Source organism: Phyllobacterium zundukense (assembly GCF_002764115.1).
Lineage (GTDB): Bacteria > Pseudomonadota > Alphaproteobacteria > Rhizobiales > Rhizobiaceae > Phyllobacterium > Phyllobacterium zundukense.
Window position 1 is genome coordinate 2,854,440 of sequence record NZ_CP017940.1, and the last position, 25,925, is coordinate 2,880,364.

At 59.0% G+C, this 25,925-nt stretch carries 26 protein-coding genes and 1 tRNA gene; 13 read left to right on the forward strand and 14 right to left on the reverse strand.

The features are described 5' to 3' along the window. Complete coding sequence (glcE, locus tag BLM14_RS14295; RefSeq protein ID WP_100000006.1) at positions 1–1,212, reverse strand: glycolate oxidase subunit GlcE; 1,212 nt, start codon at positions 1,210–1,212, stop codon at positions 1–3. Between the two features lie 274 nt (positions 1,213–1,486). Next, a complete protein-coding gene (locus BLM14_RS14300; protein ID WP_100000007.1) occupies positions 1,487–2,983 on the reverse strand; it encodes an FAD-linked oxidase C-terminal domain-containing protein in 1,497 nt (498 codons plus the stop codon). Between the two features lie 139 nt (positions 2,984–3,122). On the opposite strand from BLM14_RS14300, the gene BLM14_RS14305 reads away from it, so the two are divergent. Then, a complete protein-coding gene (locus tag BLM14_RS14305) occupies positions 3,123–4,022 on the forward strand; it encodes a LysR family transcriptional regulator (protein ID WP_100000008.1) in 900 nt (299 codons plus the stop codon). On the opposite strand, the gene BLM14_RS14310 is transcribed toward BLM14_RS14305, so the two are convergent. Beyond that, entirely contained in the window at positions 4,023–5,267 is a 1,245-nt protein-coding gene (locus BLM14_RS14310) for a DUF3422 family protein (RefSeq protein WP_100000009.1), read from the reverse strand. Between the two features lie 265 nt (positions 5,268–5,532). Here BLM14_RS14310 and BLM14_RS14315 point away from each other — a divergent pair, with 265 nt between their 5' ends. Further along, positions 5,533–6,318, forward strand: coding sequence for an FCD domain-containing protein (locus BLM14_RS14315; RefSeq protein ID WP_100000010.1), 786 nt, complete (start codon positions 5,533–5,535; stop codon positions 6,316–6,318). Continuing rightward, the gene (locus BLM14_RS14320) at positions 6,315–7,052 is read left to right on the forward strand and encodes a metallophosphoesterase (RefSeq protein ID WP_100000011.1); all 738 of its coding nucleotides are present in this window, start codon (positions 6,315–6,317) and stop codon (positions 7,050–7,052) included. The genes BLM14_RS14315 and BLM14_RS14320 overlap by 4 nt, the downstream gene beginning before the upstream one ends. Positions 7,053–7,061: 9 nt before the next feature. Here BLM14_RS14320 and BLM14_RS31560 read toward each other — a convergent pair whose 3' ends face one another. Together BLM14_RS31560 and BLM14_RS14325 are read right to left on the reverse strand one after the other, a co-directional pair. Then, a complete protein-coding gene (locus BLM14_RS31560) occupies positions 7,062–7,202 on the reverse strand; it encodes a hypothetical protein (protein WP_165788435.1) in 141 nt (46 codons plus the stop codon). Positions 7,203–7,379: 177 nt separating this feature from the next. Then, entirely contained in the window at positions 7,380–8,078 is a 699-nt protein-coding gene (locus tag BLM14_RS14325) for a type 1 glutamine amidotransferase (protein ID WP_100000012.1), read from the reverse strand. A gap of 73 nt (positions 8,079–8,151) precedes the next feature. Between BLM14_RS14325 and BLM14_RS14330 the strand changes: the two genes are divergently transcribed. Then, a complete protein-coding gene (locus tag BLM14_RS14330) occupies positions 8,152–8,760 on the forward strand; it encodes a hypothetical protein (RefSeq protein WP_100000013.1) in 609 nt (202 codons plus the stop codon). Here BLM14_RS14330 and BLM14_RS14335 read toward each other — a convergent pair whose 3' ends face one another. Next, on the reverse strand, positions 8,761–9,660 hold the full coding sequence (locus BLM14_RS14335) for a DMT family transporter (RefSeq protein WP_100000014.1): 900 nt from the start codon (positions 9,658–9,660) through the stop codon (positions 8,761–8,763). Positions 9,661–9,793: 133 nt separating this feature from the next. Here BLM14_RS14335 and BLM14_RS14340 point away from each other — a divergent pair, with 133 nt between their 5' ends. The 6 genes from BLM14_RS14340 to BLM14_RS14365 all read left to right on the forward strand — a co-directional run bounded on the left by BLM14_RS14340 (position 9,794) and on the right by BLM14_RS14365 (position 15,488). Continuing rightward, positions 9,794–10,231 carry an Lrp/AsnC family transcriptional regulator gene (locus BLM14_RS14340; RefSeq protein WP_100000015.1) on the forward strand — a complete coding sequence of 146 codons (438 nt, stop codon included), beginning with the start codon at positions 9,794–9,796 and terminating at the stop codon, positions 10,229–10,231. A 23-nt stretch (positions 10,232–10,254) separates the two neighbouring features. Continuing rightward, positions 10,255–10,989 (forward strand): 16S rRNA (uracil(1498)-N(3))-methyltransferase, encoded by a 735-nt coding sequence (locus BLM14_RS14345; RefSeq protein ID WP_100000016.1) that lies wholly within the window; start codon positions 10,255–10,257, stop codon positions 10,987–10,989. A 104-nt stretch (positions 10,990–11,093) separates the two neighbouring features. Further along, positions 11,094–12,467 carry a glutamate--cysteine ligase gene (locus BLM14_RS14350; protein ID WP_100000017.1) on the forward strand — a complete coding sequence of 458 codons (1,374 nt, stop codon included), beginning with the start codon at positions 11,094–11,096 and terminating at the stop codon, positions 12,465–12,467. Positions 12,468–12,487: 20 nt separating this feature from the next. Further along, complete coding sequence (locus BLM14_RS14355; RefSeq protein WP_100000018.1) at positions 12,488–13,231, forward strand: SDR family oxidoreductase; 744 nt, start codon at positions 12,488–12,490, stop codon at positions 13,229–13,231. A gap of 86 nt (positions 13,232–13,317) precedes the next feature. Continuing rightward, a complete protein-coding gene (locus BLM14_RS14360; RefSeq protein ID WP_100000019.1) occupies positions 13,318–14,256 on the forward strand; it encodes a phosphoribosylaminoimidazolesuccinocarboxamide synthase in 939 nt (312 codons plus the stop codon). Between the two features lie 77 nt (positions 14,257–14,333). After that, positions 14,334–15,488, forward strand: a complete 1,155-nt coding sequence (locus tag BLM14_RS14365) for a DUF937 domain-containing protein (RefSeq protein ID WP_100000020.1) — start codon at positions 14,334–14,336, stop codon at positions 15,486–15,488. A gap of 122 nt (positions 15,489–15,610) precedes the next feature. Here the strand turns inward: BLM14_RS14365 and BLM14_RS14370 are convergent, their stop codons facing one another. Further along, on the reverse strand, positions 15,611–15,898 hold the full coding sequence (locus tag BLM14_RS14370; protein WP_157929536.1) for a DUF1127 domain-containing protein: 288 nt from the start codon (positions 15,896–15,898) through the stop codon (positions 15,611–15,613). A gap of 215 nt (positions 15,899–16,113) precedes the next feature. On the opposite strand from BLM14_RS14370, the gene BLM14_RS14375 reads away from it, so the two are divergent. Then, positions 16,114–17,070: a LysR substrate-binding domain-containing protein gene (locus BLM14_RS14375; protein ID WP_100000022.1), complete on the forward strand. Its 957-nt coding sequence runs from the start codon at positions 16,114–16,116 to the stop codon at positions 17,068–17,070. A 6-nt stretch (positions 17,071–17,076) separates the two neighbouring features. Here the strand turns inward: BLM14_RS14375 and BLM14_RS14380 are convergent, their stop codons facing one another. Then, the gene (locus BLM14_RS14380; protein ID WP_100000023.1) at positions 17,077–17,667 is read right to left on the reverse strand and encodes a DUF2585 domain-containing protein; all 591 of its coding nucleotides are present in this window, start codon (positions 17,665–17,667) and stop codon (positions 17,077–17,079) included. A 107-nt stretch (positions 17,668–17,774) separates the two neighbouring features. Between BLM14_RS14380 and xseA the strand changes: the two genes are divergently transcribed. Continuing rightward, on the forward strand, positions 17,775–19,358 hold the full coding sequence (gene xseA / locus BLM14_RS14385) for an exodeoxyribonuclease VII large subunit (protein ID WP_100000024.1): 1,584 nt from the start codon (positions 17,775–17,777) through the stop codon (positions 19,356–19,358). A gap of 162 nt (positions 19,359–19,520) precedes the next feature. Here the strand turns inward: xseA and BLM14_RS14390 are convergent, their stop codons facing one another. Genes BLM14_RS14390 through BLM14_RS14400 form a run of 3 tightly spaced genes read right to left on the reverse strand, consistent with a single transcriptional unit; the run spans position 19,521 to position 22,682 of the window. Next, complete coding sequence (locus BLM14_RS14390) at positions 19,521–20,618, reverse strand: ABC transporter substrate-binding protein (protein ID WP_100000025.1); 1,098 nt, start codon at positions 20,616–20,618, stop codon at positions 19,521–19,523. Beyond that, positions 20,615–22,015: a sensor histidine kinase gene (locus tag BLM14_RS14395; protein WP_100000026.1), complete on the reverse strand. Its 1,401-nt coding sequence runs from the start codon at positions 22,013–22,015 to the stop codon at positions 20,615–20,617. Before BLM14_RS14395 ends, BLM14_RS14390 begins: the two co-directional genes overlap by 4 nt. After that, the gene (locus tag BLM14_RS14400) at positions 22,005–22,682 is read right to left on the reverse strand and encodes a response regulator transcription factor (RefSeq protein ID WP_100000027.1); all 678 of its coding nucleotides are present in this window, start codon (positions 22,680–22,682) and stop codon (positions 22,005–22,007) included. The genes BLM14_RS14395 and BLM14_RS14400 overlap by 11 nt, the downstream gene beginning before the upstream one ends. Positions 22,683–22,998: 316 nt before the next feature. On the opposite strand from BLM14_RS14400, the gene pepT reads away from it, so the two are divergent. Then, entirely contained in the window at positions 22,999–24,225 is a 1,227-nt protein-coding gene (gene pepT, locus BLM14_RS14410; RefSeq protein ID WP_100000029.1) for a peptidase T, read from the forward strand. A gap of 187 nt (positions 24,226–24,412) precedes the next feature. Here the strand turns inward: pepT and BLM14_RS14415 are convergent, their stop codons facing one another. From BLM14_RS14415 to BLM14_RS14425, 3 genes are all read right to left on the reverse strand, one after another. Beyond that, positions 24,413–24,874 carry a GFA family protein gene (locus BLM14_RS14415; RefSeq protein ID WP_100000030.1) on the reverse strand — a complete coding sequence of 154 codons (462 nt, stop codon included), beginning with the start codon at positions 24,872–24,874 and terminating at the stop codon, positions 24,413–24,415. Positions 24,875–25,013: 139 nt separating this feature from the next. Beyond that, a tRNA-His gene (locus BLM14_RS14420) sits at positions 25,014–25,090 on the reverse strand. A gap of 226 nt (positions 25,091–25,316) precedes the next feature. Then, entirely contained in the window at positions 25,317–25,772 is a 456-nt protein-coding gene (locus tag BLM14_RS14425; RefSeq protein ID WP_100000031.1) for a phasin, read from the reverse strand. Between the last annotated feature and the right edge of the window lie 153 nt (positions 25,773–25,925).

Genomic DNA, 25,925 nt, shown 5'->3' on the forward strand with positions numbered 1-25,925 from the left:
CTATACTCCTGCGACCATGCGGCCCGGGTTCAATATTCCGCTCGGATCGAACTGCTGTTTGAGGCGCTTCGACAAGGCAGCAAGCGGCGCCGGCTGCGGTTCGAACACAGGCAGCGCGGCACGCACGGTTATCGGCGCTCGAACCAGGGTCGCATGACCTCCGCCATATTTTTGGATCAGCGCTCGCACTGCTTCCGCTTCCGGCTCGCCTTCCATGCGCAGCCAGACAAGACCGCCTTGCCAGTCATAAAAGGCATCGACTGCTGCACCCATGCGCAAGGAAGCGACAAGCTTGTAGGCCTCCATCGGCGCCATCGACACCCGCCAGACCGGACGCTCCGTGCCATCGGCAAACGGTATGACATCGCGGATTTCCCGCCAGAGCTTGCGGGAGCTCTCGCCGGAAATATCGTCAATCGTCCCGGCGGATGCCAGAAGACCTTTCAACATTGTCGCGCGATCAGCGACGGACGGTGCGAAACCTTCAAGACGCAACAGCGTCGAGGCCTCGCCACTCAGCGCACCGTCGATGACACGCCCGGCAACATTGCCCGGTAAATGCGCGGCAGAAGCCACCTCGCCGCTTGAGCCCATGGCAATCGCCATGGCGCGGGCAGCTTCGTCGTCGGCAAGACCACGAATGACAAGCGTGGTTTCGGTTTCCGGAGCAGGCAGGACCTTGAAGGTTATTTCCGTGGCGATGCCGAGCGTACCCCAGGAATTTGCCATGCCTTTCGACAGATCATAGCCGGTGACGTTCTTGACGACTCTGCCACCGGATTTGAACAGTTCGCCCCGACCCGAAACGACGCGTACACCCAGCACATGATCGCGGGCGGAGCCAGATTTCAGGCGGCGAGGTCCGCAAAGGTTGGTGGCAAGCAGCCCGCCGAAACTGCCCTGCCCTGCAGGCTGTCCGAGGAGTGGGCCATAATCCATCGGCTCGAACTGGAATGCCTGGTCATTGGCGGCGAGCAATGCTTCCAGTTCGGCTATGGGCGTACCCGCCTTGGCGCTGAGGACCAATTCTTCAGGTTCATAGAGTGTCACGCCCGAGTAGTTAGACAAGGCGATGGTATGCTCGGTCTGCAGCGGCCGGCCGAGATCGCGCTTGGAACCATGACCAACAACTTCGACAGGCGCCTGCTCGGCGAGCGCCCACTGTACGGCATCCACGATTTCATCTTCGGTCTGCGGAGTAAAAATGGTCACGGCCTAGAGCCCTTTGCGGCCAGATTGGCCGTATTCTGTTTCTCGGCTGGCGAGACAATCCACGCGGAAGGTGGCGAGGTCGATGTGGTTCATCGGACGAAGCCACCTGACAAAGTGGGTGGCCGCCAGCCGGAAACCCGAAGGGACGGGGCCTGTTGCGCCAATTCCGGCGCAAAGCCACTCGCCCGCACGCAAAGTGCGGGTCTTCGCGTCTTTGCTTGATCTTGTCACAACATACCTCCGTCAGAATAGGTCAATATGGTCGCAAAGGGCTCTAGAATCTCGGTATGTCAGGAAACGGCACCTGACCGTGATGCACATGCATGCGGCCAAGCTCGGCACAGCGGTGCAACTGCGGAAAGACCTTGCCAGGATTGAGCAAATGCTTGTCATCGAAAGCGCATTTGACCCGGATCTGCTGGTTGAGATCGATTTCGTTGAACATTTCCGGCATCAGGTCGCGCTTTTCCACGCCTACGCCGTGTTCTCCCGTCAATACGCCGCCGACCTTGACGCAAAGGCGCAATATGTCGGCGCCAAAATCCTCGGCCTTATGCAACTCTTCCGGAATGTTTGCGTCGTAGAGTATGAGCGGATGCAGATTGCCGTCGCCCGCATGAAAGACATTGGCAACGCGAAGACCATATTTCTCCGACAGTTCGCGCATGCCTGCCAGCACTTTCGGCAGTTCCTTGCGCGGAATAGTGCCGTCCATGCACAGATAATCCGGCGAGATACGCCCGACGGCGGGAAAGGCCGCCTTGCGGCCCGCCCAGAACGCCATGCGTTCCTCCTCGCTTTGCGAGACCACGCAGGTCGTCGCACCATTGTTCCGGGCTATAGCCTCGACCATGCTGATCAAATGATCAACTTCAACCACCGGGCCGTCGAGTTCGATGATCAGCAGTGCTTCGACATCAAGCGGATAACCGGCATGAACGAAATCCTCGGCCGCGTGAATCGCAGGGCGGTCCATCATTTCCATGCCACCCGGAATGATACCTGCCGCGATGATATCTGCGACGCACTGGCCTGCCTCCTCGCTCGTCGGAAAACCTACCATCAGCGCGCGCGCCGTCGCCGGCTTCTGCAGGATACGTACGGTGACTTCGGTGACGACGCCGAGCAGCCCTTCCGAACCTGTCATCAATCCGAGAAGATCATAGCCCTCCGAATCCAGATGCTTGCCGCCGAGCCGCACCACTTCACCGGTGATCAGCACCATTTCGAGCCCCAGTACATTGTTGGCGGTGAGGCCATATTTCAGGCAATGCACGCCGCCGGAATTTTCTGCGACATTGCCGCCGATCGAGCAGGCGATCTGCGACGACGGATCGGGCGCATAGTAAAAGCCTTCATGCTCGACGGCCTTGGTGATGCCGAGATTGGTCACGCCCGGCTGCACCACGGCAACCCGGTTCGGATAATCGATCTCCAGAATACGGTTGAAGCGCGACATAACCAGCAGGACCGCGTCTTCAAGTGGCAAGGCCCCGCCCGAAAGCGACGTTCCCGAGCCGCGAGGAACCACCTTCACATTGTTTTCATGGCAATATTTGAGGACAAGTGAGACTTGGCGCACCGTTTGCGGCAGGACGACGACCAGAGGCAGCTGGCGATAAGCGGTCAAGGCATCGGATTCAAAGACGCGCATTTCATTGGTTGCATCGACAACGCCTTCGCCCGGGACAATCGCCTGCAGAGCGGCAACGATGCTTGTACGGCGCGACATGGTTGCGTCATCGGCCTTTGGCATCAGCAATCCGGACATGAAATCTCCCTGCCAGCGCGATCCTGCATCACTGGTAAACTATCTTTACCTCTTGTGCTTCCGCCTTGTAAAGATGCGGCAGTTCACACCGTAGCATTTGCACTTGACCTTGGCATCTCACGCCGGAAAGAGTGCGCGCATGAGCGAGTTCAATGATATGGAAATTTTTGCGCGCGTGGTTTCTGCCGGAAGCATGTCGGCGGCAGGACGCGAGCTTGGCCTGTCTCCCGCTGTCGTTTCCAAACGGCTGCGCCGTCTGGAGGAGCGGCTAGGTACGCGGCTTCTGCAGCGAACGACGAGGCAGATTGCCCTGACGGAAACCGGCCAAGGCTATTATGAACGGGTGCTGGCGATCCTGTCAGGCGTCGAAGAAGCGGAAGCCTTCGTGTCGCGCCGTTCTGAACAGGCGCACGGGATGCTCAAGGTCGCTGTGCCGACCACTTTCGGACGTATGCATATCGCGCCGCATATGGAACCATTCATGCGAGCCAACCCGGACCTTTCGGTCAATCTCGTCCTCGCCGACGAATTCGTCGACATCGTTGGCGAGGGTTATGACCTTGCCGTCCGCATCGCCGAACTCTCCGACTCAAGCCTTGTCGCGCGCAAGCTGGCTCCGGTGGAGCGCTTTCTGGTTGCTGCACCACGCTATGTCGCAGAGCATGGGACGCCAAAGTCCTTTTCCGATCTCGAGAACCACATTTGCCTTGCTGCCCACAATGGCGATCCTTGGCGCCTCGTCGGGCCCTATGGCGCGGTGAGCTGGCGCCCATCGGGTCCGCTGCTCACGAACTCAAGCGAGGTGGTGCGTGAGGCTGTGCTCGGTGGCCTTGGAATTGCGCTGCGTTCGACCTGGGATATCGGGCCGGAACTTGCGGCTGGCCTTCTCGTGCGCGTCCTCGAAGATTATGCGGCCTCGCGCAACATCGCTATCTATGCCGTTTATCCCTCGCGGCAGTTTCTGCCAGCCAAGGTGCGGCTGTTCATCGATTACCTCGCCGCCCTATACGGACCGGTCGCGCCCTGGGATCGAAACTGATCAATCCTCTGCATGGGATTTGCGGATGGCCTTGACGACGTACCACATGGCCAGAATCGCGATGGGAACAAAGATCGCCGTCAGCACAGAGGCATGTAGCTCGGGGATATACGTTTCCGCGCCCTTGGCGAGATAATAGAAAAGGCCGACGACGTAATAGGAGATCGCTGCAACCGAGAGCCCTTCGACGGTCCGCTGCAGGCGCAATTGCAATTGCGCACGCTTGTCCATTGAACTGAGCAAGTCACGGTTCTGGCGCTCAAGCTCAACGTCCACCGATGTGCGCAGCAAGGTCGCTGCGCGGGAAAGCTTTTCGGACAGGCTTTCCTGCCGTCCGCTGACCGATCGGCAGGTACGCATGGCCGGCGCCATGCGCCGCTGGATAAAGGCGCCCCAGGTCTCATATCCGGTAACCGGCTCTTCCTGCAGCGCCGCCAGCCGCTCCAGCACGATACCGTTATAGGCGCGACTTGCGGCAAAACGATAAAGACTGGACGCCGCGTCGGCTTCCAGTTCCGCCGCAAGCGACGTCAATTCATCGAGCAGTTTGTGGCTGTCAGACGTCGAATCGCGCATTTCATTGGTCAAACCGGCGAGCCGGTCCTCGATGCGCCGAATGCGCGGCGAAAGCGAATGCGCCAATGGCAGGCCCAGCATCGCCAGCGTGCGATAGGTCTCGATCTCGATGACCCGCTGTGACAGCGCTCCCGCGCGGGCAGGCGACAGGCCATTGTCGAGAATGAGTATCCGCGTCATGCCATCGCCGTCCTGCCGGAAATCGGTGACGATCGAGGCAAGGCCGTTTTCGACATCGCTGTAGCAAAGGCTTGCCGGGTCGAATTCCGAAATCAAAGCAGAAGCGTTGCGGTCCTTCTTGATGATTTCCAGTCGCACGCCGTCAATCACCGTACCGGGCGGGTTGAAACCATGGCCGAAAGGATGCTGGGCGATACTGCCGTTGCGTGGCACAGGACCTTCCCACAGATAGGTGGAGAACTCCGTATGGCGCTCCCAGCGCAGCGTGCCATTGCCCCACGGCATGATGTGGTGACGCGCATCGCGGGCCGGCGGCGCGATACCGATACTGCGGCTGAGTTCGGCCAGGACAGCGTGATCGACGGTTGAGCCGCCTTCCGTCATGAAGGCAAGCTGGATCAGCAGGCGGGGTGTGTCGACGAGAGGATAAGGCCGCGCATGCACTTCGCCAAGCGCAATGGCGCGCTCCGCATGTGCCGGAAATCCCATGACACCGCCTGGACTCGGTGCAGCGCTCGCAAGCGCTGTTACTGGCTTCAATCTCTTCCCCATCGTCCCCTGACCGGTCTTTTCTTCGCTGATCGGCTGTCACAGGATCGTGAACGGATTGAGCTGCGCTTTCAACCGTTTCTCATACCAAAGGCTGCGGCAAATAGGACCACGATCCCTTCAGAAATTGGATCATTTAATTGACCAGTTTCGTTCTTTCCCGGTACGATATGGCTGCAAGTGTTTTCTGCGGATCGATTCATCCATGAGCAGCACCCCCATCTTCGCCCGCATCCAGTCTACACGCACGGCCAGTGACATTGTCCGCCAGATCGAGACGCTGATTTTGGAAGGAGTCTTGCGGGTCGGTGACCGGCTCCCGGGTGAACGCGACCTTTCAGTACAGTTCGATGTATCGCGGCCTATCCTGCGCAGCGCGCTTAAAACACTGGAAGCCAAGGGCCTGCTCACGACGCGGCATGGCGGCGGAACGTTTGTCGCCGATGTCATTGGCGAGGTGTTTTCCAAGCCCATGATGGAACTCATCTCCAGCCACCGCAAGGCGGCCGCGGACTATCTCGAATATCGCCGCGAAATCGAAAGCATCGCCGCCGATTATGCGGCCCAGCGTGCCACCGAGGATGACCGGCTTTTGCTCCGCCGCATCATGACGGCCATGGAAGAAGCCTACGAGACAGACGACTTCAAGAGGGAAGCCGAACTCGATGTCGAGTTGCACAATGCCATTGGCGAGTGCGCGCACAACATCATCCTCCTGCATACGCTGCGCTCCTGCTATCGGCTACTGGCCGATGACGTGTTCTACAACCGTACGGTGATTTATGGATTTCCCGGTGCACGGGCGAAGCTGCTTGCACAACACCGGGCGATATTCGACGCGATCATGGCGTCGGACCCGGCAGGAGCACGCACGGCCGTCCGCCAGCACATCGATTTCATCGAGCAAGCGCAACGGGAAGCGGCGCGCAGCAACGCCTGGCAAGATGTCTCCCGCCTGCGGCGCAATCAGCGGGAGTCGGATATAAAATGAAGACCGTTGATTTCAAGCACGCGCGCGGTCCGGACAAATTGCGTGTCTACGCCATCGGCGATGTGCATGGCCGGCTGGATCTGTTGCAGGAGATGCACCGGCGTATCCAGGCGGAGAATGAGAAATCACCGCCATTTGACTGGGTTGTCGTGCATCTTGGCGACTATATCGATCGAGGACTCCAATCCAAAGGTGTGCTCGATCTATTGGTGAATTTGCAGAAGAAGACGCACCGAATGCTGGCACTGGCCGGAAATCACGATATCGGTCTGCTGGAATTTCTCGACACAGGCGACGCTTATGGGCTTTTCGCACGCAATGGCGGACGACAGACTGCGCTCTCATACGGCATTAATATCAATTTTAACGATCCGGGCTCTGTCTATGCCGGACGGAAAGCGCTCGCCGACGCCATTCCTCCGTCTCACATCCAATTTCTGCGCGGCCTGCGACGTTCAATGGTCTTTGGTGATTTCTTCTTTTGTCACGCCGGCATCCGGCCGGGCGTCGACCTCGACCGGCAGGATCCCGACGATCTGATCTGGATCAGGTGGGAATTCCTGGAGAATACGCATCCGCACCCCAAAATCATCGTCCATGGCCATACGCCTGTCAGCGACGTGGAAGTCAGGGCAAACCGGGTCAATCTCGACACCGGCGCCTATGCCAGCGGCAGGCTCAGCGCGATTGCAATCGACGCGGAAAACAAATTTTTCCTGGAAGCAAGCGTATAGAAACTGATCTCAGCGCGAGGCTGTGCTGATGCCGTAGCCATCGCTGGAAACCGTATGTCCACCGGCATCGACCGAAAACAGCCCTGCGCCCATGAAGAGGATGGCGGAGAGCATTACGGCGGTCAAAAGAGCGGCACTCTTGGTGGTCATTTGGGCGTTTCCATTGTTCATATTGGTCTGGCTTCTTGCCAGTTAACCAGTGGGGCCACTACAGGACACAATGCTTACCAACTAGTGAATCAAAGACACGCTCCCCATGAATCCGGATCGGGAATCCGATTCAGAACTGGGCTGTTGCAGAGTTGCAACTGAATCGTCGACGGCGCCCTAGATCAGCGCAACCCAGGCGCGTGCAAGCGCGAGACCGGCGCTATCCGCTGCCGCCCCATCGCGTTCAACATGAGCTTTGTAGTTGCTCAGCCATTCGGCTTGATTTCGCGCAATCTGATCGTGGAAAACCTCCGTCCACTCCTCGACAAGTCCAGTGTCGGCCTCAAAGTGAAACTGGATGCCGTAGACGGCGCGGCCGATACGAAAGGCCTGGTTTGCCGTCATTGCGCTTGAAGCAAGATGTAGGGCGCCCTCTGGCAACCAAAACGTATCGCTGTGCCAGTGGAAAATCGGGAATCGGTGGGAAACCGCAGACATAACTGGATCAGACGCCGCCTCGGCTGTGCGAGTCACTTCATGCCAACCGAATTCGGTCGGACGTCCGAGAAGGTTCTCTGCACCGTAGCCGCGCGCGACCAGCTGGCTGCCGAGACAAATGCCGAGAACAGCCTTGTCGGAGTCGCCGAAGCGCTTGATGAGCCGCGCCAAGGCGGGAAGGTAGGGATAATCGTCATCAGCAAGAGCGTTCTGATCGCCACCGAGCACGACCAGCGCATCATGATCCGAATCATCGGCGGGCAGAACTTCGCCACGATAGGCTTGACGCAGATCAATTGTAGCACCCGCTTCATCCAGTGCCCGGCCGACCTGTCCTAACCCGGTATCCTGATAATTCTGAACGACGAGAACGCGCATGAAGCCTGCCTGACTGATCGCAATGACTGGGAATCTCGGATAGCATGGGGCTTCGAGAGTCGGAAGCCGTCAAATGCCCCTGCAAAACCGTGTCACACCCTTTGGCGAGATTGTTGCATCCCCCCACCGCGGCATGTTGATGGGAAATCGCGGCATCATCCATGACCCGACAACCCGGACTTTGCTGAAAAGGCGCTGGACGACCAGAGCCTGGATCATCTGCGTCTGTGAATTCAAAGGTGTGCGGCGGGAGGTGATGGCGCGCCGCAGCTGGACCGAGCTGTTCTTCTTTGACGAGGCGGCGGCGCTGGCGGCGGGGCACCGGCCCTGCTTCTATTGCCAGCGGCAACGGGCAAAGACCTTTCAGGCGGCTTGGGCGACCGGCAATGAAACCATCCTCCCGAGCGCCCCTGCAATGGATATGATCCTGCATGGCGAAAGGCTCGACGCCAAAGGCGGCAAACGGCGTCATCGTATCGAAGGTTCGATCGCTGATTTACCGGATGGCACCATGATTGCCAGCGGCGACAACGCCTACTTGGTCAAGGCTGGCGAGATGCATCTCTGGTCATGGGAAGGCTATGCGCCATCGCCGACACCCGCCAATAATGTCTCGCTGCTTACTCCGCCTGCGACCGTGCGGGCGCTGCGAGCGGGCTATGGCCCGCTCATCCGCTTGTAGTCAGGCCTTGATGCTCGCGGGAACTGATCGGCGAAATGTCCAGCCGAGGCTGGTGCCGGCAGCGGCGATCAGGATGACAGCGGATCCGATCAACTGGCTCGGCTGCAACGCATGTCCGAAGGCAATGTAGTCCACCAGAATGGCAGCGATTGGATAGATGAAGGACAGCGAGCCGGTAATGTGCGTCGGCAGCCTCTGGATCGCGCTGTAGAGCAGGATATACATCAGACCGGTATGGACCACGCCAATCGTTACGATACTCATCCATTCTCCGGCGCCTTGCGGCAGGGTGGTGAAGTCGGCAAGCGGCGCAAGCATGACAATGCCAACGGACACCTGGATGAGCGCGATGAGGTGCGGTGGCGTACCCTTGAGCTGCTTCGCCACAATGGAAGCGATCGCGTAGAGAAAGGCTGCGCCCAGGGACAAAGCGATGCCGGTCATATAGTCCGAGCCGCTATAGGTCCCGCCAGGCTTGGCCTGCACGATCAGCAGCATGCCGGCAAAGGCAAAACCCAGCCAGAACAGCTTGGTGACCGTGAGCTTCTCCTTGAAGATCAGGGCGCCCAAACCGACGAGCATGAACGGCTGGACATTGTAGACTGTCGTGGCAATGGCGATGGATGCGCGGGGATAGGCAGCGAAGAGCAAGACCCAATTCAGCACGATTGCGACGCCGCCAATGACGGCAAGGCCGAACAGCTTTAGCGAAATCACATCTGGGCGCAGCAGGCCCAATGCCGCACAGACGGCGAGCAGCGTCACCGCGCCAATGGCGCAGCGCCAGAAGACGACGGACAGAACTGGCTGACCGGACATCAGCACGAACCACCCGATTGTCCCTGAAATGATCATGGCGGCGGTCATTTCGACGCTGCCTCTGAACAGATCCTTTTCCATGTCACCGCTCCCTTTCAACAATGACTGAAGACTATGCGGCGGACACCGGATTTGATATATGTTGTGAAAGGCGAAATTCGCACTTCACCTTTATATTGCAGGTAAACGGGGCGAACCACCTTACGAGGAAGCCATGCTCGACGAACTTGACCGAACGATCCTCGAGATTCTCATCGACGACGCACGCATATCGCTAAAGGAGCTCAGCCAGAAGGTGGGGTTGTCTTCGCCGAGCGTATCGGAGCGCTTGCGACGGCTGGAAGAAAAGAAGGTGATCCGCTCGTTCACCGTCGACATCGATCCGGTGGCTCTCGGCTACAGCCTGACGGCAATCGTGCGCGTTCGTCCCTTGCCCGGCATGCTGCATATCGTCGAACGGCTGATCAAGGAGACGCCGGAAATCACCGAATGCGACAAGGTCACCGGTGATGACTGCTTTATCGGAAAACTGCAGTTTCGAACGATGGAACAGCTCGATACGATTCTTGACCGCCTGGCGGAAAAGGCCGAGACCAACACGTCGATCGTCAAGTCCTCGCCGGTCAAACGCCGCCTGCCGCCACTTTCCTGAACCGCTCCTTCTCCGGATACATAATGCGTGCAAATTACAAAATGCAGAGGCTCTACATCAGCGCGGATCTCGCAGCGGGAAAACGCGCCGAAACCGGTCCTGAAGCCATCAACTATCTCGCCAACGTGCTGCGGATGAAGGATGGCGATGAAATCCTTGCCTTCAACGGACGCGACGGCGAATGGCGCGCTGCGCTGCGCTTTGAAAGCAAGAAGAAACTGTTTCTGGAGCCACTGGAACTGACGCGCGAACAGCCTGTTGTTCCAGATCTCATCTATTGTTTTGCCCCGCTGAAACAGGGCCGGCTCGACTATCTGGTGCAGAAGGCGGTGGAAATGGGCGCCGGTATCCTGCAGCCGGTCATTACCCAGCACACACAGGTTGCACGTATCGGGATCGAGCGCATCGAAGCCAATGCAATCGAGGCAGCAGAACAATGCGGGGTGCTGGCGATCCCGCAGACGCGTGAGCCAGTGAAGCTGGAAAAATTGCTCGAAGGCTGGGACCACGATCGCCGCCTCATCTTTTGCGATGAGGGGCACGAGACGCACAATCCCCTGCCAATGTTGCAATCACTGTCGCGCGGGCCGCTTGGCGTCCTCATCGGACCGGAAGGCGGCTTTTCCGAGCAGGAGCGCCAGACCCTGCACAAACTGCCCTTTGTCACTGCAATCCCGCTCGGCCAGCGGATTCTGCGCGCAGACACGGCAGCGGTTGCAGCGCTCGCTTTGATTCAGGCGACAATCGGCGATTGGTGAGTTACAAATTCTCTTGATAAGAGCATAAGCGAAATTTGCTTGCGCTCCTGACCGAAAACCGCCAATCACGCGCAACAATCTCATCTTATCGGAAAGCACCATCCATGGCGCGCGACACGACAGACGAAACACCCATCTCCGGTACCGAAGAACTGGCTGCCTATCTTGCGCAGGGATCCAAGCCGGAATCGGCCTGGCGCATTGGCACCGAGCATGAAAAATTCCCGTTCTACACGGAAGACAACAGCCCGGTTCCCTATGACGGCCCGCGCGGAATTCGCGCCATTCTCGAAGGCATGCAGTCGAAGCTCGGCTGGGAGCCGATCATCGATGAGGGCAATATCATCGGCCTTGTCGAGCCAACCGGTCAGGGCGCCATCTCGCTCGAACCCGGCGGCCAGTTCGAGCTTTCCGGCGCACCCCTTCTGTCGATTCACCAAACCTGCCGCGAATCCAATGCGCACCTGGCGCAAGTGCGGGAAATCGCCGAACCGCTCGGCATTCGCTTTCTCGGCCTCGGCGGCAGTCCGAAATGGACGCTTGCGGAAACGCCGCGGATGCCGAAATCGCGTTACAACATCATGTCCAACTACATGCCCAAGGTCGGCAAGGATGGGCTGAACATGATGTATCGCACCTGCACGATCCAGGTGAATCTCGATTTCTCCTCTGAAACCGACATGCGCCGCAAGATGCAGGTCTCGGTCAAGCTGCAGTCCATCGCAACGGCGCTCTTTGCCATGTCGCCCTTCACCGAAGGCAAGCCGAATGGTCTCCTGTCCTGGCGGTCGAATATCTGGCGCGATACGGACAACAACCGCTCCGGCGTTCTGCCCTTCATTTTCAACGAAAATTTCGGCTTTGCCGACTATGTCGAATGGGCACTCGACGTGCCGATGTATTTCGTCATGCGCCATGGCCGTTATCACGACTGCACGCATGTGACATTCCGGCAGTTCATGGACGGAGCGCTCAAGGACGAGATTCCCGAGGGCACGCCCAATATGGGTGACTGGGCAAATCACCTGTCGACGCTGTTTCCGGAAGTGCGCCTGAAGCGCTTCCTCGAAATGCGCGGCGCCGATGGCGGCCCATGGCGGCGTATTTGCGCCCTCCCCGCCTTCTGGGTCGGGCTGCTCTATGATGCCGAGGCTTTGAATGCGGCGGAAGCAATGACCCGTGACTGGACCTATCCCGAAGTCCAGGCCTTGCGCGACGAGGTGCCGGCAAAGGGCTTGCAGGCGACGTTGCGCAATCGCTCTGTACACGAGATTGCTCGCGATGTGCTGGCTATTTCGCGTCTTGGCCTGAAGAACCGCGCACGGCTCAACAGCGAAGGCTTTGACGAGACGCATTATCTTTCCTCGCTGGAGGAAGTTGTCGCGCGCGGCACGACATCGGCCGAGCAGATGCTGTCGCAGTATAATACGGCCTGGGGCAGTTCGGTCGAACCCGCCTTTCTCGAATACGCCTACTGACCGATCCGGGAGGACACTCGATGAGCAAGACGGTTCTGATTACCGGTGCCAGCCGCGGTATTGGCCGCTCAGCGGCGATCCTTGCCGGTAAAAGGGGCTGGTCGGTTGGCGTCAATTATGTTGGCAATAAAGCCGCGGCCGATGAAGTTGTCAGCGCCGTTATTGCCGCGGGTGGCAAGGCGAAAGCCATTCAAGGCGATGTAGCGGTTGAGGCTGATGTCATTTCGGTTTTCGAACAGACTGCGGAGCTTGGCAAATTGGACGGCGTGGTGGTCAACGCCGGTATCGTCGCTCCCGCATCGAAGCTGATGGACATGGATATCGAGCGCATGCGCCGCATGTTCGATGTAAACATTCTCGGCGCCTACCTCTGCGCGCGTGAAGGCGTGCGCCAACTTGCCCGTTCGCGTGGCGGCAACGGCGGCTCGATCGTCCTTTTGTCCTCCGCAGCTGCACGGCTTGGCGGCCCCAACGAATATGTCGACTATGCCGGATCGAAGGGTGCCATGGACACATTGACAATAGGTCTTTCCAAGGAAGTCGGCCGGGAAGGCATCCGCGTCAATGCCATTCGACCGGGGCTGATCGAGACTGACATCCATGCCAGTGGCGGTCAGCCCGACCGGGCGCAGCGTCTCGGCGTTACCGCACCGCTCGGCAGGCCAGGCACTGCTGATGAAGTTGGCGAATCCATCATCTGGCTGCTTAGCGATGCTTCATCCTATGTGACCGGTGCGATCCTTGACGTGACAGGCGGGCGCTGACCCCCCATTCCTCGACAATTTTGACTCCCGTTGTCCGCCATATGTGTTATGCGGGGTCCACATCATTTCACGCGGATTCCTGAGCCATGCCGAAACACAAAGCACTGTCCGAAGCCTATATTCCCGAGTTGCCCAACTACTATAAAGGCAAGGTGCGCGAGAACTACGATCTGCCGGATGGCCGGCGCATCATTATCGCCACGGACCGCATCAGCGCTTTCGACCGGATTCTCGCGTCAATTCCGCTGAAGGGGCAGGTCCTGACCCAGACTGCGCGTTTCCAGTTCGAGCAGACGCAGGATATCTGCCCCAACCACGTGATCGAATATCCCGACCCCAATGTCCTTGTGTGCCGCAAGCTGACCATTTTGCCCGTCGAGATCGTCGTGCGCGGCTATCTTGCCGGTACCACCGGAACGTCGATCCTGACGCTCTACAGGGCCGGAAAGCGCGAGATGTATGGCTTCACCCTGCCTGATGGCATGCAGGACAATGAAAAGCTGCCCGAGCCGATCATCACCCCGACCTCCAAGGCATTCGACGGCGGCCATGACGAACCCCTCACGGCGGATGCCATTTTGGCTCAGAATCTGCTGACCAAGGAGCAGTGGGAAACAGTCTCGAGCCATGCATTGAAACTCTTTGCCCGCGGCCAGGAAATTGCTGCTAGCCGTGGTCTGATCCTCGCCGATACGAAATATGAATTCGGTACGGACAGCGACGGCAACATCGTCTTGGCGGACGAGATCCACACGCCGGATTCGAGCCGATACTGGTTTGCCGACAGCTATGCGCCCGGCAAGCGCCCGGTCAGTTTCGACAAGGATTTCGTCCGCAACTGGGTCGTCGAACGCTGCGATCCCTACAAGGATGATATCCCGGAGATCCCGGAAGACGTGATCGATGCCACGACCAAGGTCTATATCCACGCCTATGAGACGATCACGAACCGGAAATTCGAACCGGGCGATGCGGCAATCGACCCCTTGCAGCGAATCCGCAAGAATCTGGCCGAGTATTTCTAAGCCCATAAAAAGATTGAAGTCTGCGCCACTGCGGCGCTAATCTTCCATCGTGCTCAGCGCGATGGAGGATCGGTGCCATGAATCTCGTAGATATGTTTCTGAAGGGACAAGGGGGCCAGAACATCGACGCCCTCTCCCGCCAATTCAATCTCTCCCAGCAGCAGACAGTTGCCGCCCTCGAAGCGCTGATGCCGGCCTTTTCGCAGGGCCTGCAGCGCAATGCCGCCGATCCGATGGGCTTTGGCGCGTTCGTCCAGGCTCTGTCGTCCGGCCAGAACGTCAATTATTTTGATAATCCGCAAGCCGCCTTCAATCCATCGGGTATTGCCGATGGCAATTATATCCTTGGCCAGCTCTTCGGTTCGAAGGACCTGTCGCGCGCCGTAGCGGATCATGCCGCAACGACAGCAGGTGTCGGCGCCGCCACGTTGAAGCAGATGCTGCCAGTGGTCGCCTCGATGATGATGGGAGGATTGTACAAGAAATCGACCGGCCAGTTTGCGGCCGCCGGTCTTGGTGGTGGCAATGTCATTGGCGACCTCATCGAGCAAATGATGCGGCAAGGTGGTGGGCAGCCATCCGCGCCCCAGCAAAGTGCACCCGGAGCGGGTGCCAATCCGTGGGGTCAAATTCTCGAAGGAATGTTTGGCGGAGGTGCCGCCGGCCAGCAGCCGCAAGGTCAAACCAATCCACTAGGTAACAATCCGCTTGGCAAGATATTTGAAGAAATGATGAAGGGCGCCACTCCCGGTGGCGCGACATCACAAGCTCCGACACCGCGCAGCAGGGTGCCTCAGGACGATGCACCTCAAGACACCGCACAAGGGCAAAATCCCTTTGGCGACAATCCGCTTGGCAAGATTTTCGAGGAAATGATGCGCGGTGGTATTCCCGGCGCCGCTACACCGCAAGCGCCAACGCCACGCAGCAGAGCTCCACAGGACGATACACCTCAAGACACCGCACAAGGGCAAAATCCGTTTGGGGATAACCCTCTCGGTCAGATTTTCGGGGAGATATTTGGTGGTGGCGCGCAGCAGGCTCCGGCTCCGCAGGCACCCCAGCCGAAGGCCCAGCAAAGAACCGCGCCTCCTCCTGCTCCTTCGGACAATCCGCTGAAGGATATCCTCGGGCAGATGTTTGATACCGGCAAGCAAGCCAACGATCAGTATCAGAAGGGCTTGGAATCCATCTTCGATCAATATTTGCGGGGCATGGACCGCAACCGCTGAACGGCGAAAAGAAAAAGCCCGGCCACCTTGCATATGCAATGTGGGCCGGGCAGGAGGCAGGCGGGGCGCCGGGAGGGGATTCCGGCGTGAATGGGCGCCTGCTAAACAGTCAACTCGTCAGCCTAGACGATGGAACGAGCGGCGCGAACGCGGTTGCGAAAATCAGCCAATGCGCCCAGCCTCTCGCTCGGATCATCGAGCAGTGAAGTGCCAATAGCCGAATGCAGATCAGCGCGCGTGACACCAATGTCATGCAGCATTTCATCACTCCATTCGCCAAGGCTCAAAATCGTTTTGCGATTGCGGCGAGCGACGATCATTCGGGTGACAAAGTTGGCAGCCTGCGACGCAAAAGCTGCGATCGAGCCAGTGAAACCAGTTACTTCAGTCATTTTCGTTGTCGTCGTCATCGCCGTTACTCCTTTTGAATGGCGCTGATCAAGAAAGTTAAACCGCGCGAAAACCATTTCTCACGCACCACGCTTAGCGTCTCCTGACAAGGTCGTCAGACACTGGCGCTTCCTGAACATCTGCAGAATGATCCATAAAAATTGATTATTCAAACGAATGTTTTTAATGTAAACGTTCAATAATAATGATGGATCAACCATAGGGGAGTACCGCTATGAACGCACCGCTTGATCTCGACCAATTGCAGACTTTCACGGCCATCGCCGATCTGGGCAGTTTCACCAAGGCTGCCGACAAGGTGAACAAGACGCAGTCAGCCGTCTCCATGCAGATGCGCAGGCTCGAAGATCGCGTTTCAAAGGCACTTTTCGAACGGGACGGCCGTACGAACCGGCTGACCGAAGACGGCGAGCGCCTGTTGGCCTATGCGCGACGAATGCTGCAGCTCAACAATGAAACCATCGCAGCTTTTGATGATACGCAGTTGCAGGGTCACATCCGCATCGGCACGCCCGATGATTATGCCGACAGGTTCCTGCCCGAAATCATGGCGCGGTTTTCGCGCTCCAATCCGCGCGTGGAACTCTCCGTTGTCTGCGAACCGACCGTCAATCTCGATGAGATGATCCGCAAGGGTCAGCTCGACCTTGCGTTGGTAACCCAGTGCGACGAGCATCGGCGTTCCGAGGTGGTGCGTAGCGAACAGCTGCTCTGGGTCACCTCAGCGCATCATAATGTGCATGAAGAACTCGTCCTTCCCCTCGCCGTCGGCCGCCCGACTTGCATCTGGCGGGCAGCGGCCATCGAGGCGCTGAACTCCAAGCATCATGACTACCGCATTCTCTTCACCAGTTGGTCGGCGACGGTGCTTGCTGCCGCCGTGCTGGCTGGCCTTGCCGTTTCCATATTACCGGAATGCGCCTTGCGTCCCGGAATGCGGGTCCTGACGGAAGCGGACGGATTTGGCCGCCTGCCGGAATTCGGCATCGGTATCATGCGCGGTCATACGAAGCCTTCGGCCATTGTCGATGCGCTGGCACAGCACATCGTTGAAAGCCTCGACAATCTGTCGATGCCCACTCCTGTCACCATATCGCAGGCTTCCGCGCCAATTCTAGCGAACCAGCGGCTCCGGCAGGTACGCGCGACAGAACTCGTTCCAGGCTGGTAACGCGGACTACATCCCGCCTTGCCACGCCTTGATCGCATCCAGTGGACAGAGAAGCATCACGATGTTGAGGGTGAGATTGTCGCGAATGACCCAGCCTGCCAACAGTTCGAAGAATATCGCGAGAATGACCGTCAGCCAGACCGGAGCACGAGCGGCGAAGAAAAAGCCGACGACCATGAACAATATATCGCTGACGGAGTTCAGTACGCTGTCGCCGACATAGCCGAGCGCGATGGTCGCCTCGCGGTAGCGGTTGATGACCATGTCGGTGTTCTCGAAGATCTCCCAGGCCGCTTCGATCAGAATGGCGATCAACAGGCGGGGACCGACGGACCACTTGCGGGCGACCAGCCAGAGAATGCCGTAGAACAGAAAGCCATGGATGATATGCGAAAGCGTGTACCAGTCGGCGATATGCTGGGAATTGTCGGACGAGTTCGTCTCGCCTACCCACAACTTTATCGTCCCGCAGGTGCATATCGGGTTGCGCCCCATCAGGAGAAGAATCACTGCCGCACCAGCAATCATCACCGCTCCGATCAGCAGATAGTGACGCAATTTCAGACGCTTGGCGGTGACAGAAGTTGTTGCTGACATGTTGGCCCCCTTTTCCCCAGTTAAAGGCGATATTCATCGCGCTGGCAATGCTGCAATCGAGGATTGCCCACACTTGACCTTGCCCCCCACGCGACTAGGAATAGCACATGAGTGAAAAGCCCGAATCGGCATCCAATGTTGCCGAATATACAGTTTCCGAGATTTCCGGGGCGCTGAAGCGCACCGTCGAGGACACATTCGGGCATGTTCGGATCCGCGGCGAGATTTCCGGCTATCGCGGTCCGCATTCCTCCGGTCATGCCTATTTCTCGCTGAAGGACGACAAGGCACGTATCGAAGCGGTGATCTGGCGCGGCTCGATGAGCAAGCTGCGTTTCCAGCCTGAAGAAGGCATGGAGGTCATCGCGACCGGCAAGCTGACGACCTATCCGGGCTCGTCGAAATACCAGATCGTCATCGAGCAGATGGAGCCAGCCGGTGCCGGCGCGCTGATGGCGCTGCTGGAAGAACGCAAGCGCAAGCTCGGCGCCGAGGGCCTGTTCGACCCGGCGGCCAAGCAGTTGCTACCCTTCATGCCGCGCATCATCGGCGTGGTGACATCCCCGACCGGCGCGGTTATTCGCGACATCATTCACCGCATCACCGACCGCTTCCCGCTGCATGTTCTCGTCTGGCCGGTGCGGGTGCAAGGTGAGACATCCGGCGCGGAAGTCGCCAACGCCATCAATGGTTTCAATGGGTTACAGCGGGGCGGAGCTCTTCCGAGACCCGACGTGCTGATCGTTGCGCGCGGTGGCGGCAGCCTCGAGGACCTCTGGGGCTTCAACGACGAGGCGGTGGTGCGCGCCGTTGCCGCCTCGCAAATCCCGCTCATTTCCGCCGTCGGCCACGAGACCGACTGGACGCTGATCGACCTTGCCGCAGACGTTCGCGCCCCGACACCGACGGGCGCGGCGGAAATGGCTGTACCGGTCAAGGCCGACCTGCAGGCAACCGTCGCGACGCTTGGCGCCCGGCTCGCAGCCGGCATGTCGCGTTACCTCGACCGCCGCCGCCAGGCGCAACGGGCGCTGGCCCGAGCCCTGCCTTCGGCTGATCAATTGCTCGCCCTGCCAAGACGGCATTTCGACGAAACGGCGGCACGCCTTGGCCGGGCGTTACAGGCAAATACGCAGAAGAAGCGCGGCGAATTCGACGGTTGCGCCAGGCAATTATCACCGCGCCTCCTCGAACAGCGTTTTCGCGAAAAACGACGTGAAATCAATGTCTTGACCAACCGTCTGCCGCACGGTCTCAGGGTATTCCTGCGAGAGCGGCGCGGGGTTTTTGTCCGGCGCGCCGAACGTCTGTCGATCGAACCGATTGCCCGGCTGGCCCAGCGCGGACGCCAGCATCTGCAACAGCTGGACCGCCGTCAGATCCAGGCTGTCGACCTCATTCTCGACCGGGCAAACCGGCGAGGCAGCGAACTCGAACGGCTGATGAAAACCCTGTCATATCAGGGGGTTCTGGAACGGGGTTTTGCGGTTGTTCTTGACCCCTCCGGCACTCCCATCAAGCGTTCGGCGGCTATCGCCAGCGGCGATGACCTGACCCTCAAGTTCCAGGATGGCGAGGTGCAAGCCGTGGCGAAAGAGGGTGACGAACGCCCGTCCCGGGCAAAGATCGAACGCCCTGCGCCAGCCAAGAAACCTCCGCTTCCGAGTGGATCGCAGGGCTCGCTGTTTTAGGGTCATTCGCGTCGGCACAACCATTTTTCGCGCAGTGGTAGAGAAACTCGTGCCAGAATCGCCGACTCTTGTGTGAGAATCGCCGATTTTTTAGGATTTTCGACAGTTCCTGCCTAAAACCGTGTGAGAACTGCGGCGGGGGCGTTCAAAAAACGCCACGCGTTACTCCCGGGTCCAGGCCGGGCTGTTCAATTCAATCAGGGATTGTGACCAGTCCTCGATGAAGCGCTGGCGTTGTGCCCGATCCTGCACGGCAAGCAGAGCCGGACCGATGCGGATCGGCTGGGCGATGCCCGACTCCTTCAAATTCTGCGGACCGTCGACATCGGGCGGCAGGCCGCCCGTCTCGGAGAAATAGAAGGCATTGGTGCGGGCGATCGACTGACCGCGTTCGGACAGGAGATAGTCGAGGAACCGCGCTCCGAGATCGGCCTCTTTCGCGCCCTTGGGAATGAGCGCTCCACGGCTGAGCACGAGCGTATAGTCGCGCGGCACGACCACGCGGAGTTCCGGATGACGCAGCGCCGCCTCATAGGCATAGGAGCCGAGCATATTGTAGCCGATGTAGAGATTGCCCTTGGCGACCTCCTCCAGAATCTCGCCGGTGCAGCACCGCGCCACGGCCGAGGCACGCGCCATGCTTTCCAGCAGACGGCCGAACACGGTGGTGGTCTGCCGCGCATCGTTGAAGGCGAGCAGGTAGCCAATGCCCGACAGGCGGATATCATAGGTGCCGACGCGGCCGCGATAATAATCCAGCCGTTCGCGCAAGAGGTCGGCGAGTTCGACATGGGTGCGCGGCACTTCGGCCGGCGGCACAAGGCGGGTGTTGTAGACGAAGACGGCGGGCTCATAGGTGAAGCCGAAGACCTCATCGCGCCAGTTCGCCCATTCGGCGACGCGGGCCGTCTCGGGCGACGTATGCGCCTCGGCACAGCCATCATTGGCAAGCTTGAGCAATTGATCGACCGATGACGACAACAGCAGATCGCCGAGCGGCTCCTCCTTGCGGCAGGCCTCGCTGGCAAGGGCATTCAGCTCGTTGGTCAGATATTCGATATAGTCGATCGAGACGTCCGGGGACGATTTCTGGAAATCCTCGATCAGCGGCTTCATGGCCGCGAGGTCCGTCGTCGAATAGATCGTCAGCTTGCCGGCTTCGACCTGAAGCGCCGGGAACAGCGTTTTGTTGTCCTCGGCGGCGAGAGCGGGCGAGCCAATCAAAACAGCAATAGTGATCGCAAGAAACGCCCTGATCATTTCGCCTCCTCCCTGAAAAGCGGCAGGGTCAAAACGACGGTAAAGCCTCTCTCGTCGCGGGCCCGGAAGCCCAGGGTGCCGCCATGGGCACTGGCCACTTCCTGGGCTATGGCGAAGCCGAGACCTGAGCTTCCCTCGTGCGACTTCGACGTGGCAAAACGCTGCGTCGCCTTCTCCCAGCCTTCGGGCGGGATGCCCGGGCCGTCATCCTCGACCTCGACGAACGCATGCGTGTCGTTAGCACGAACGCGCACCTCAAGCCGCTGATCCGCGCCATGGCGCAGGGCATTGTCGATCACGTTGACGATGGCCTCGCGCAGACTGACCGCATCGCCGAGCACGAAGGGGCGATCGCCAGGTGCCTCGAATGAGATGACGATATCCGGATCGACGGTGACCGGAATGGCGGCGCGATAGGCACGCCGGGCCACATCGACGAGGCTGATCGGCTCCAGTTGCACGGAATCGGCGCGGTGGATGACCATGGCGTGGCTCAGGAGCTGATTGGTCAGGCGGGCAAGTTCACCGGTCCGTTCCCGCACACGCTCGTAATGCTGACGTCCCGCCTTGTCGAGCTTGTCAGCACCGAGCAGATCGATCTGTGCGGACAGGGCAGTCAATGGGGTTCGAATCTGGTGAGCAGCATCGGCGATGAAGCGTTGCAGCAGATCGACCCGTTCATTGAGCCGTCCCATGAAATGGTTGATCGAGCCGACGAAGGGATCGAGTTCGCGTGGCACATCGACGGAAACCGGCGTCAAATCGTGCGGATCGCGGCGGCGAACCGCTGCTCCCAGCCGTTCCACCGGCTGCAATGCGTAGCGAATTGCGAACATGGCGCCGACGAAAGCGAGCAGGCTCATGATGAAGACAAGGATCGTTGCCCGCAGCGTCAGTTCGCGGGTCAGTGCTGACCGCGCCTCGTTGGTCTGCGCCACGATGACGTAGGCCTGACCCGAGACAGCCGGATCGGCAAGAACGCGCGTCGCCCGGGCTATACGCACCGGTTCGCCCTTGTAGATGCCCTCTTCCACGCTCGAAACATCATTGTCCGCATCGAGCGGCGTCGGGCTTTGCAGATCGTCATAGCCGGTCAGGGTCTGACCATGCGTATCGATGACGCGATAGAAAATCCTGTCGCGCTCGGCGAGGCCGAGCAATTCGAAGGCCGATGTCGGCAGGCGGACGGTGAGCGTGCCATCCTCGACCGACAGGCTTTCGGCCATCTGCAACGCCGCGCCGACGAGCAGGCGGTCATAGGCCTTGTTGGCAGCGGTCTCGGCATAATACCACGCGGCGGTCACCAGGAGTGCGGCGCCGATGCCGAGCACCAGTGAAATGCGCCGGGCAAGGCGGGCGAAGAGTGAAGGTTCGTTTTTCCTGGTCTCAGGGCGCATCGTCGGACACCAGCTGATAACCGAGACCGCGCACGGTCACGATGCGCGCCTTCGCGCCTTCGAGCTTCTTGCGCAAGCGGCCGACATAGAGCTCGATGGCATTGGCGTTCGCCGCCTCATCGAAGCCGAAAATCTGGTCGAGCAGTTCGTCCTTGCTGAAGACGCGGCCAGGACGGGCCACGAGAACCTCAAGCAAGGTCAGTTCACGGCGCTTCAATTGCACCTCGCGCTTGCCGACATGAACGGAGCGCGCCGCGCGATCGACAGCGATGTCACCGCATTTGATAAGGTTGGTGGCCTCGCCGCCGGTGTGCCGGCGCATCAGGACGCGAGCCCGCGCTTCGAGTTCGCGGAAGTCGAACGGCTTGACCAGATAGTCGTCAGCCCCGAGATCGAGCGCACCGACGCGGTCATCTATCTCGGAGCGCGCCGTCAGGATGAGGACCGGAACCGCATTGCCGGACTTGCGGATATGTTTGAGAATTTCGAAGCCATCCATGCCCGGCAGCATGACATCGAGGATGATCAGGGCGTATTCGGTGAAATCGATGATCTCTGCTGCGTCACGGCCATTGGTTTCCCAGTCGACGGCATGGCCTGTCGCTTCGAAACGTTTGCAGATGGCTTCCCCCACATCGTGCGTGTCTTCTACGAGCAATATACGCATGGCGTTTCATTGGCATGAAACCGCAAAGCTCGCAAATGGTAAGAGACGGTTGTAAACTCTACTGCGGTGGACATCTGACGCGATTTTCTGCGCTTCCGGTGCTCACGTACCTTCAAGTACGCTGCGCTCCGGTACTCGAAAACCGCGCCATATGCCCCACCGCAGCGACTTTCCAAATCGTCTCCAAGACATGCAGCCTCATTGCGGTCCGCCGGAACCACGCCGCAAAAATCGCCGCCAGAGCGAAAGCCTATTCACGGCGGCGCCGGCAGGCGTTACAGCAATCCATCGCTGAAGCAAATACTGGAACATGACCATGACCGACACCGTTATCGATCGTTTCCTTCGCTACGTCGTCATCGACACCCAATCGGACCCCAAATCATCGACACAGCCCTCCACGGAGAAGCAAAAAAACCTCGGCCATTTGCTCGTTGAGGAGTTGCTGGCGATCGGTCTCGCCGATGCTCATATTGACGAGCACGGCTACGTCTACGCAACAATTCCGTCAAATGTGGACAAGCCGGTTCCCGTGATTTGCTTTTGTTCGCACATGGATACAGCGCCCGATTTCACCGGGACAAACGTCAAGCCGCAAAGGGTGAATAACTACCGCGGCGGTGACATCCAGCTTTCCCCGCAGCAGGTCATTCGCGTCAGCGACCATCCGGCACTGCGTGACCAGATCGGCAACGACATCATCACGACCGATGGCATGACGCTGCTCGGGGCCGATGACAAGGCCGGCCTTGCAGAGATCATGACGGCGGCGCAACTCCTGGTCGGCAATCCCGGCATCAGGCACGGCACAATCAAGATCCTGTTCACGCCGGATGAGGAAATAGGGCGCGGGGTGGATAAGGCAGACCTGAAAAAGCTGGGTGCGCAATTTGCCTACACCGTCGATGGCGAAACGGCCGGCCATATCGAAGACGAGACTTTTTCAGCCGACGGCGTCGAGATCACCATTGCAGGCGTCGCTATCCATCCCGGCTTCGCCAAAGGAAGGATGGAGAACGCCATCAAGATTGCTGGCGCGATTATCAACCGATTGCCGAAGGACGTCGCGCCGGAGACAACTGCAGGCAGGGACGGCTTCATTCACCCAACGGGCGTTACCGGTTCGATGGAGAAGGCCGCCCTCAGCTTTATTGTCCGCGACTTCAACGACGACGGCCTTGCCGCCAAGGAAGCCTTTCTCGAGAAGCTGGTAAAGGATGTCATGGCTGACTATCCCGGTTCCTCCAACACCTTCGAGGTCAAGGAGCAATATCGCAACATGAAGGCTATCCTCGACCGTCATCCGCAGATTGTCGATCACGCCGTCGAGGCAATCCGGCGTGCCGGGATGGCGCCCGTACGTGGCAGCATCCGCGGCGGCACGGACGGTTCACGGCTGTCTTTCATGGGTCTGCCTTGCGCCAACCTCTTCGCAGGCGGTCACGCCTTTCACTCGCCACTCGAATGGGTCAGCCGGCAGGACATGGAGAAAGCTGTGCAGACCATCGTTGAACTTGCGAAAATCTGGGAGGAGCACGCCTAGGGCGCTTCAGATTTTGACTGAAGCAGATTCCTCACCCCCACCCGCAGCTTCGCTGCGACCTCCCCCATCGAGGGGGAGGTGAGGATGCCAGCACAGTCTTACCCTCCCCTCGATGGGGAGGGTCGGACCATAGGTCCGGGGTGGGGTGAGGGGCCGCTTCCGTAAACCCAGAATCGCTCCAGCACGATCACCGCGCTTTCGACCATTGCGCATACTGCCTGGTCAAATCTTCGTATTGTTCGAGCGGCGGCAGTGCTTCAAAGCTGTGCACTGCAGGCGTGGTCGCCCAAGGCAGCTTCTCGCTCGTCCAGGTTTCAACATAGGGTGTGAAGCCGCTCGGGTCATCGAGCATGGTGGCACGAACATTGACGAACCAGTCGAAGCCCTCGAGCCGGGTGAAGAGCCAGCTCATGCAATGCGGGCAGAAGTAATGACGCGGCTCGCCATGAAGACCACCAATGACGGGTTCGCCCTCTATGACGGCAAAACCGGCAGACGGGACGGCCGCGCTCAACGAGTAGGCGCTGGCGGTCATCCGCTGGCAGCCGGTACAGTGGCAAGCCATGGTCAGGAGTGGCTCGGCGGTGATCTTGAAGCGCACCCGTCCGCAGCGGCATCCGCCTTCCTGAGGTAACTTCAATCCACTCATGACCGCTCTCCCAGTTGCTTCGGCCAACGATAAACGGGAGCGGCTTTGACTGTCAAAGGACAGGGCTTCCAAACTGACACGGCTTGCGTGCCAGTCCGATAAAGATATCCGATTTTTGTGATTTGCCGATTTAGCTGGATGGTACGGACGGGTGGGCTCGAACCACCGACCTCAGGAGCCACAATCCTGCGCTCTAACCAACTGAGCTACGACCGCATACCGTCATATTTTTGACAGGCGTCACATACGAAGGATTGACGCTTTTTGCAAGCGCTTGATGCAACAAAGACAAAAAACTTACAGAAAAAAAGAAAAAGGCCGGGGGAGGATCCGGCCTTTTTCCATTTGTGCGAGAGCCGGAGGGAGGAGGTACCGGGTCTCGCGTCTCCAACGGCTGGGAGGAGGAATGCCGTTGGAGTATCCTTGTTGTCAGGCGCCTTGATCAGGCGACCTTGACGTCCTTGATTGCCTTCTCGACAGCCGACTTGACCGGTGCGGAGATTTCTTCAACTGCCTTGGTAGCAACAGCCTGGAATTCCTTGGCCTGGCCGGAGATGGCTTCTGCCTGCTTGCGAACGAATGCGCTCTGCAGTTCGATCACTTCGCCGAAGGACTTCACGCCGATCAGCGCTTCGATGTGAGCGAAGCTGGCTTCGGTGTTGGCGCGCAGCGCGGCCAATGCCTTCAACGAAAGAGCAGCAGTGTTGGACTGTGCAGTTTCGAAAGTGGTTTCGAGGGTCTTCTGAGCAGCTTCAGCCTGATCCTTGATCTTGGCATAAGCTTCCTTGGACTGGGCAACGCCCTTTTCGGTGAATTCGCGAACCTGATCGGTTACAGCGGTGGCATCGAAAGCTGGGATCGAGAAAGCATCGGCAGTCTGTTTGGTGGTCTTGCTCATGATGGTGTCCTTCCTTGGTGCAGACGGTCGTTTGCCTCTGCGCTGATTTGATGAACCGTATATAATGCATTTTTTTGTGCGTTGCAACATTTATCTTGCACTGCACAATCAAGTGCTTCTTTCTACATCGAAATTATTATGTGGACGGTTGTC

Coding starts and splice junctions, on each gene's coding strand:
- BLM14_RS31560 (WP_165788435.1), bottom strand. CDS start 7,202: ATGACCACCAAGAGTGCCGCTCTTTTGACCGCCGTAATGCTCTCCGCC.
- pepT (WP_100000029.1), top strand. CDS start 22,999: ATGACCGACACCGTTATCGATCGTTTCCTTCGCTACGTCGTCATCGAC.
- BLM14_RS14320 (WP_100000011.1), top strand. CDS start 6,315: ATGAAGACCGTTGATTTCAAGCACGCGCGCGGTCCGGACAAATTGCGT.
- BLM14_RS14360 (WP_100000019.1), top strand. CDS start 13,318: ATGCCGAAACACAAAGCACTGTCCGAAGCCTATATTCCCGAGTTGCCC.
- BLM14_RS14330 (WP_100000013.1), top strand. CDS start 8,152: ATGCCCCTGCAAAACCGTGTCACACCCTTTGGCGAGATTGTTGCATCC.
- BLM14_RS14380 (WP_100000023.1), bottom strand. CDS start 17,667: ATGTCAGCAACAACTTCTGTCACCGCCAAGCGTCTGAAATTGCGTCAC.
- BLM14_RS14305 (WP_100000008.1), top strand. CDS start 3,123: ATGAGCGAGTTCAATGATATGGAAATTTTTGCGCGCGTGGTTTCTGCC.
- BLM14_RS14340 (WP_100000015.1), top strand. CDS start 9,794: ATGCTCGACGAACTTGACCGAACGATCCTCGAGATTCTCATCGACGAC.
- BLM14_RS14300 (WP_100000007.1), bottom strand. CDS start 2,983: ATGTCCGGATTGCTGATGCCAAAGGCCGATGACGCAACCATGTCGCGC.
- BLM14_RS14365 (WP_100000020.1), top strand. CDS start 14,334: ATGAATCTCGTAGATATGTTTCTGAAGGGACAAGGGGGCCAGAACATC.
- BLM14_RS14400 (WP_100000027.1), bottom strand. CDS start 22,682: ATGCGTATATTGCTCGTAGAAGACACGCACGATGTGGGGGAAGCCATC.
- BLM14_RS14425 (WP_100000031.1), bottom strand. CDS start 25,772: ATGAGCAAGACCACCAAACAGACTGCCGATGCTTTCTCGATCCCAGCT.
- BLM14_RS14345 (WP_100000016.1), top strand. CDS start 10,255: ATGCGTGCAAATTACAAAATGCAGAGGCTCTACATCAGCGCGGATCTC.
- BLM14_RS14315 (WP_100000010.1), top strand. CDS start 5,533: ATGAGCAGCACCCCCATCTTCGCCCGCATCCAGTCTACACGCACGGCC.
- BLM14_RS14390 (WP_100000025.1), bottom strand. CDS start 20,618: ATGATCAGGGCGTTTCTTGCGATCACTATTGCTGTTTTGATTGGCTCG.
- BLM14_RS14310 (WP_100000009.1), bottom strand. CDS start 5,267: ATGGGATTTCCGGCACATGCGGAGCGCGCCATTGCGCTTGGCGAAGTG.
- BLM14_RS14415 (WP_100000030.1), bottom strand. CDS start 24,874: ATGAGTGGATTGAAGTTACCTCAGGAAGGCGGATGCCGCTGCGGACGG.
- BLM14_RS14335 (WP_100000014.1), bottom strand. CDS start 9,660: ATGGAAAAGGATCTGTTCAGAGGCAGCGTCGAAATGACCGCCGCCATG.
- xseA (WP_100000024.1), top strand. CDS start 17,775: ATGAGTGAAAAGCCCGAATCGGCATCCAATGTTGCCGAATATACAGTT.
- BLM14_RS14395 (WP_100000026.1), bottom strand. CDS start 22,015: ATGCGCCCTGAGACCAGGAAAAACGAACCTTCACTCTTCGCCCGCCTT.
- BLM14_RS14350 (WP_100000017.1), top strand. CDS start 11,094: ATGGCGCGCGACACGACAGACGAAACACCCATCTCCGGTACCGAAGAA.
- BLM14_RS14325 (WP_100000012.1), bottom strand. CDS start 8,078: ATGCGCGTTCTCGTCGTTCAGAATTATCAGGATACCGGGTTAGGACAG.
- BLM14_RS14375 (WP_100000022.1), top strand. CDS start 16,114: ATGAACGCACCGCTTGATCTCGACCAATTGCAGACTTTCACGGCCATC.
- BLM14_RS14370 (WP_157929536.1), bottom strand. CDS start 15,898: ATGACGACGACAACGAAAATGACTGAAGTAACTGGTTTCACTGGCTCG.
- BLM14_RS14355 (WP_100000018.1), top strand. CDS start 12,488: ATGAGCAAGACGGTTCTGATTACCGGTGCCAGCCGCGGTATTGGCCGC.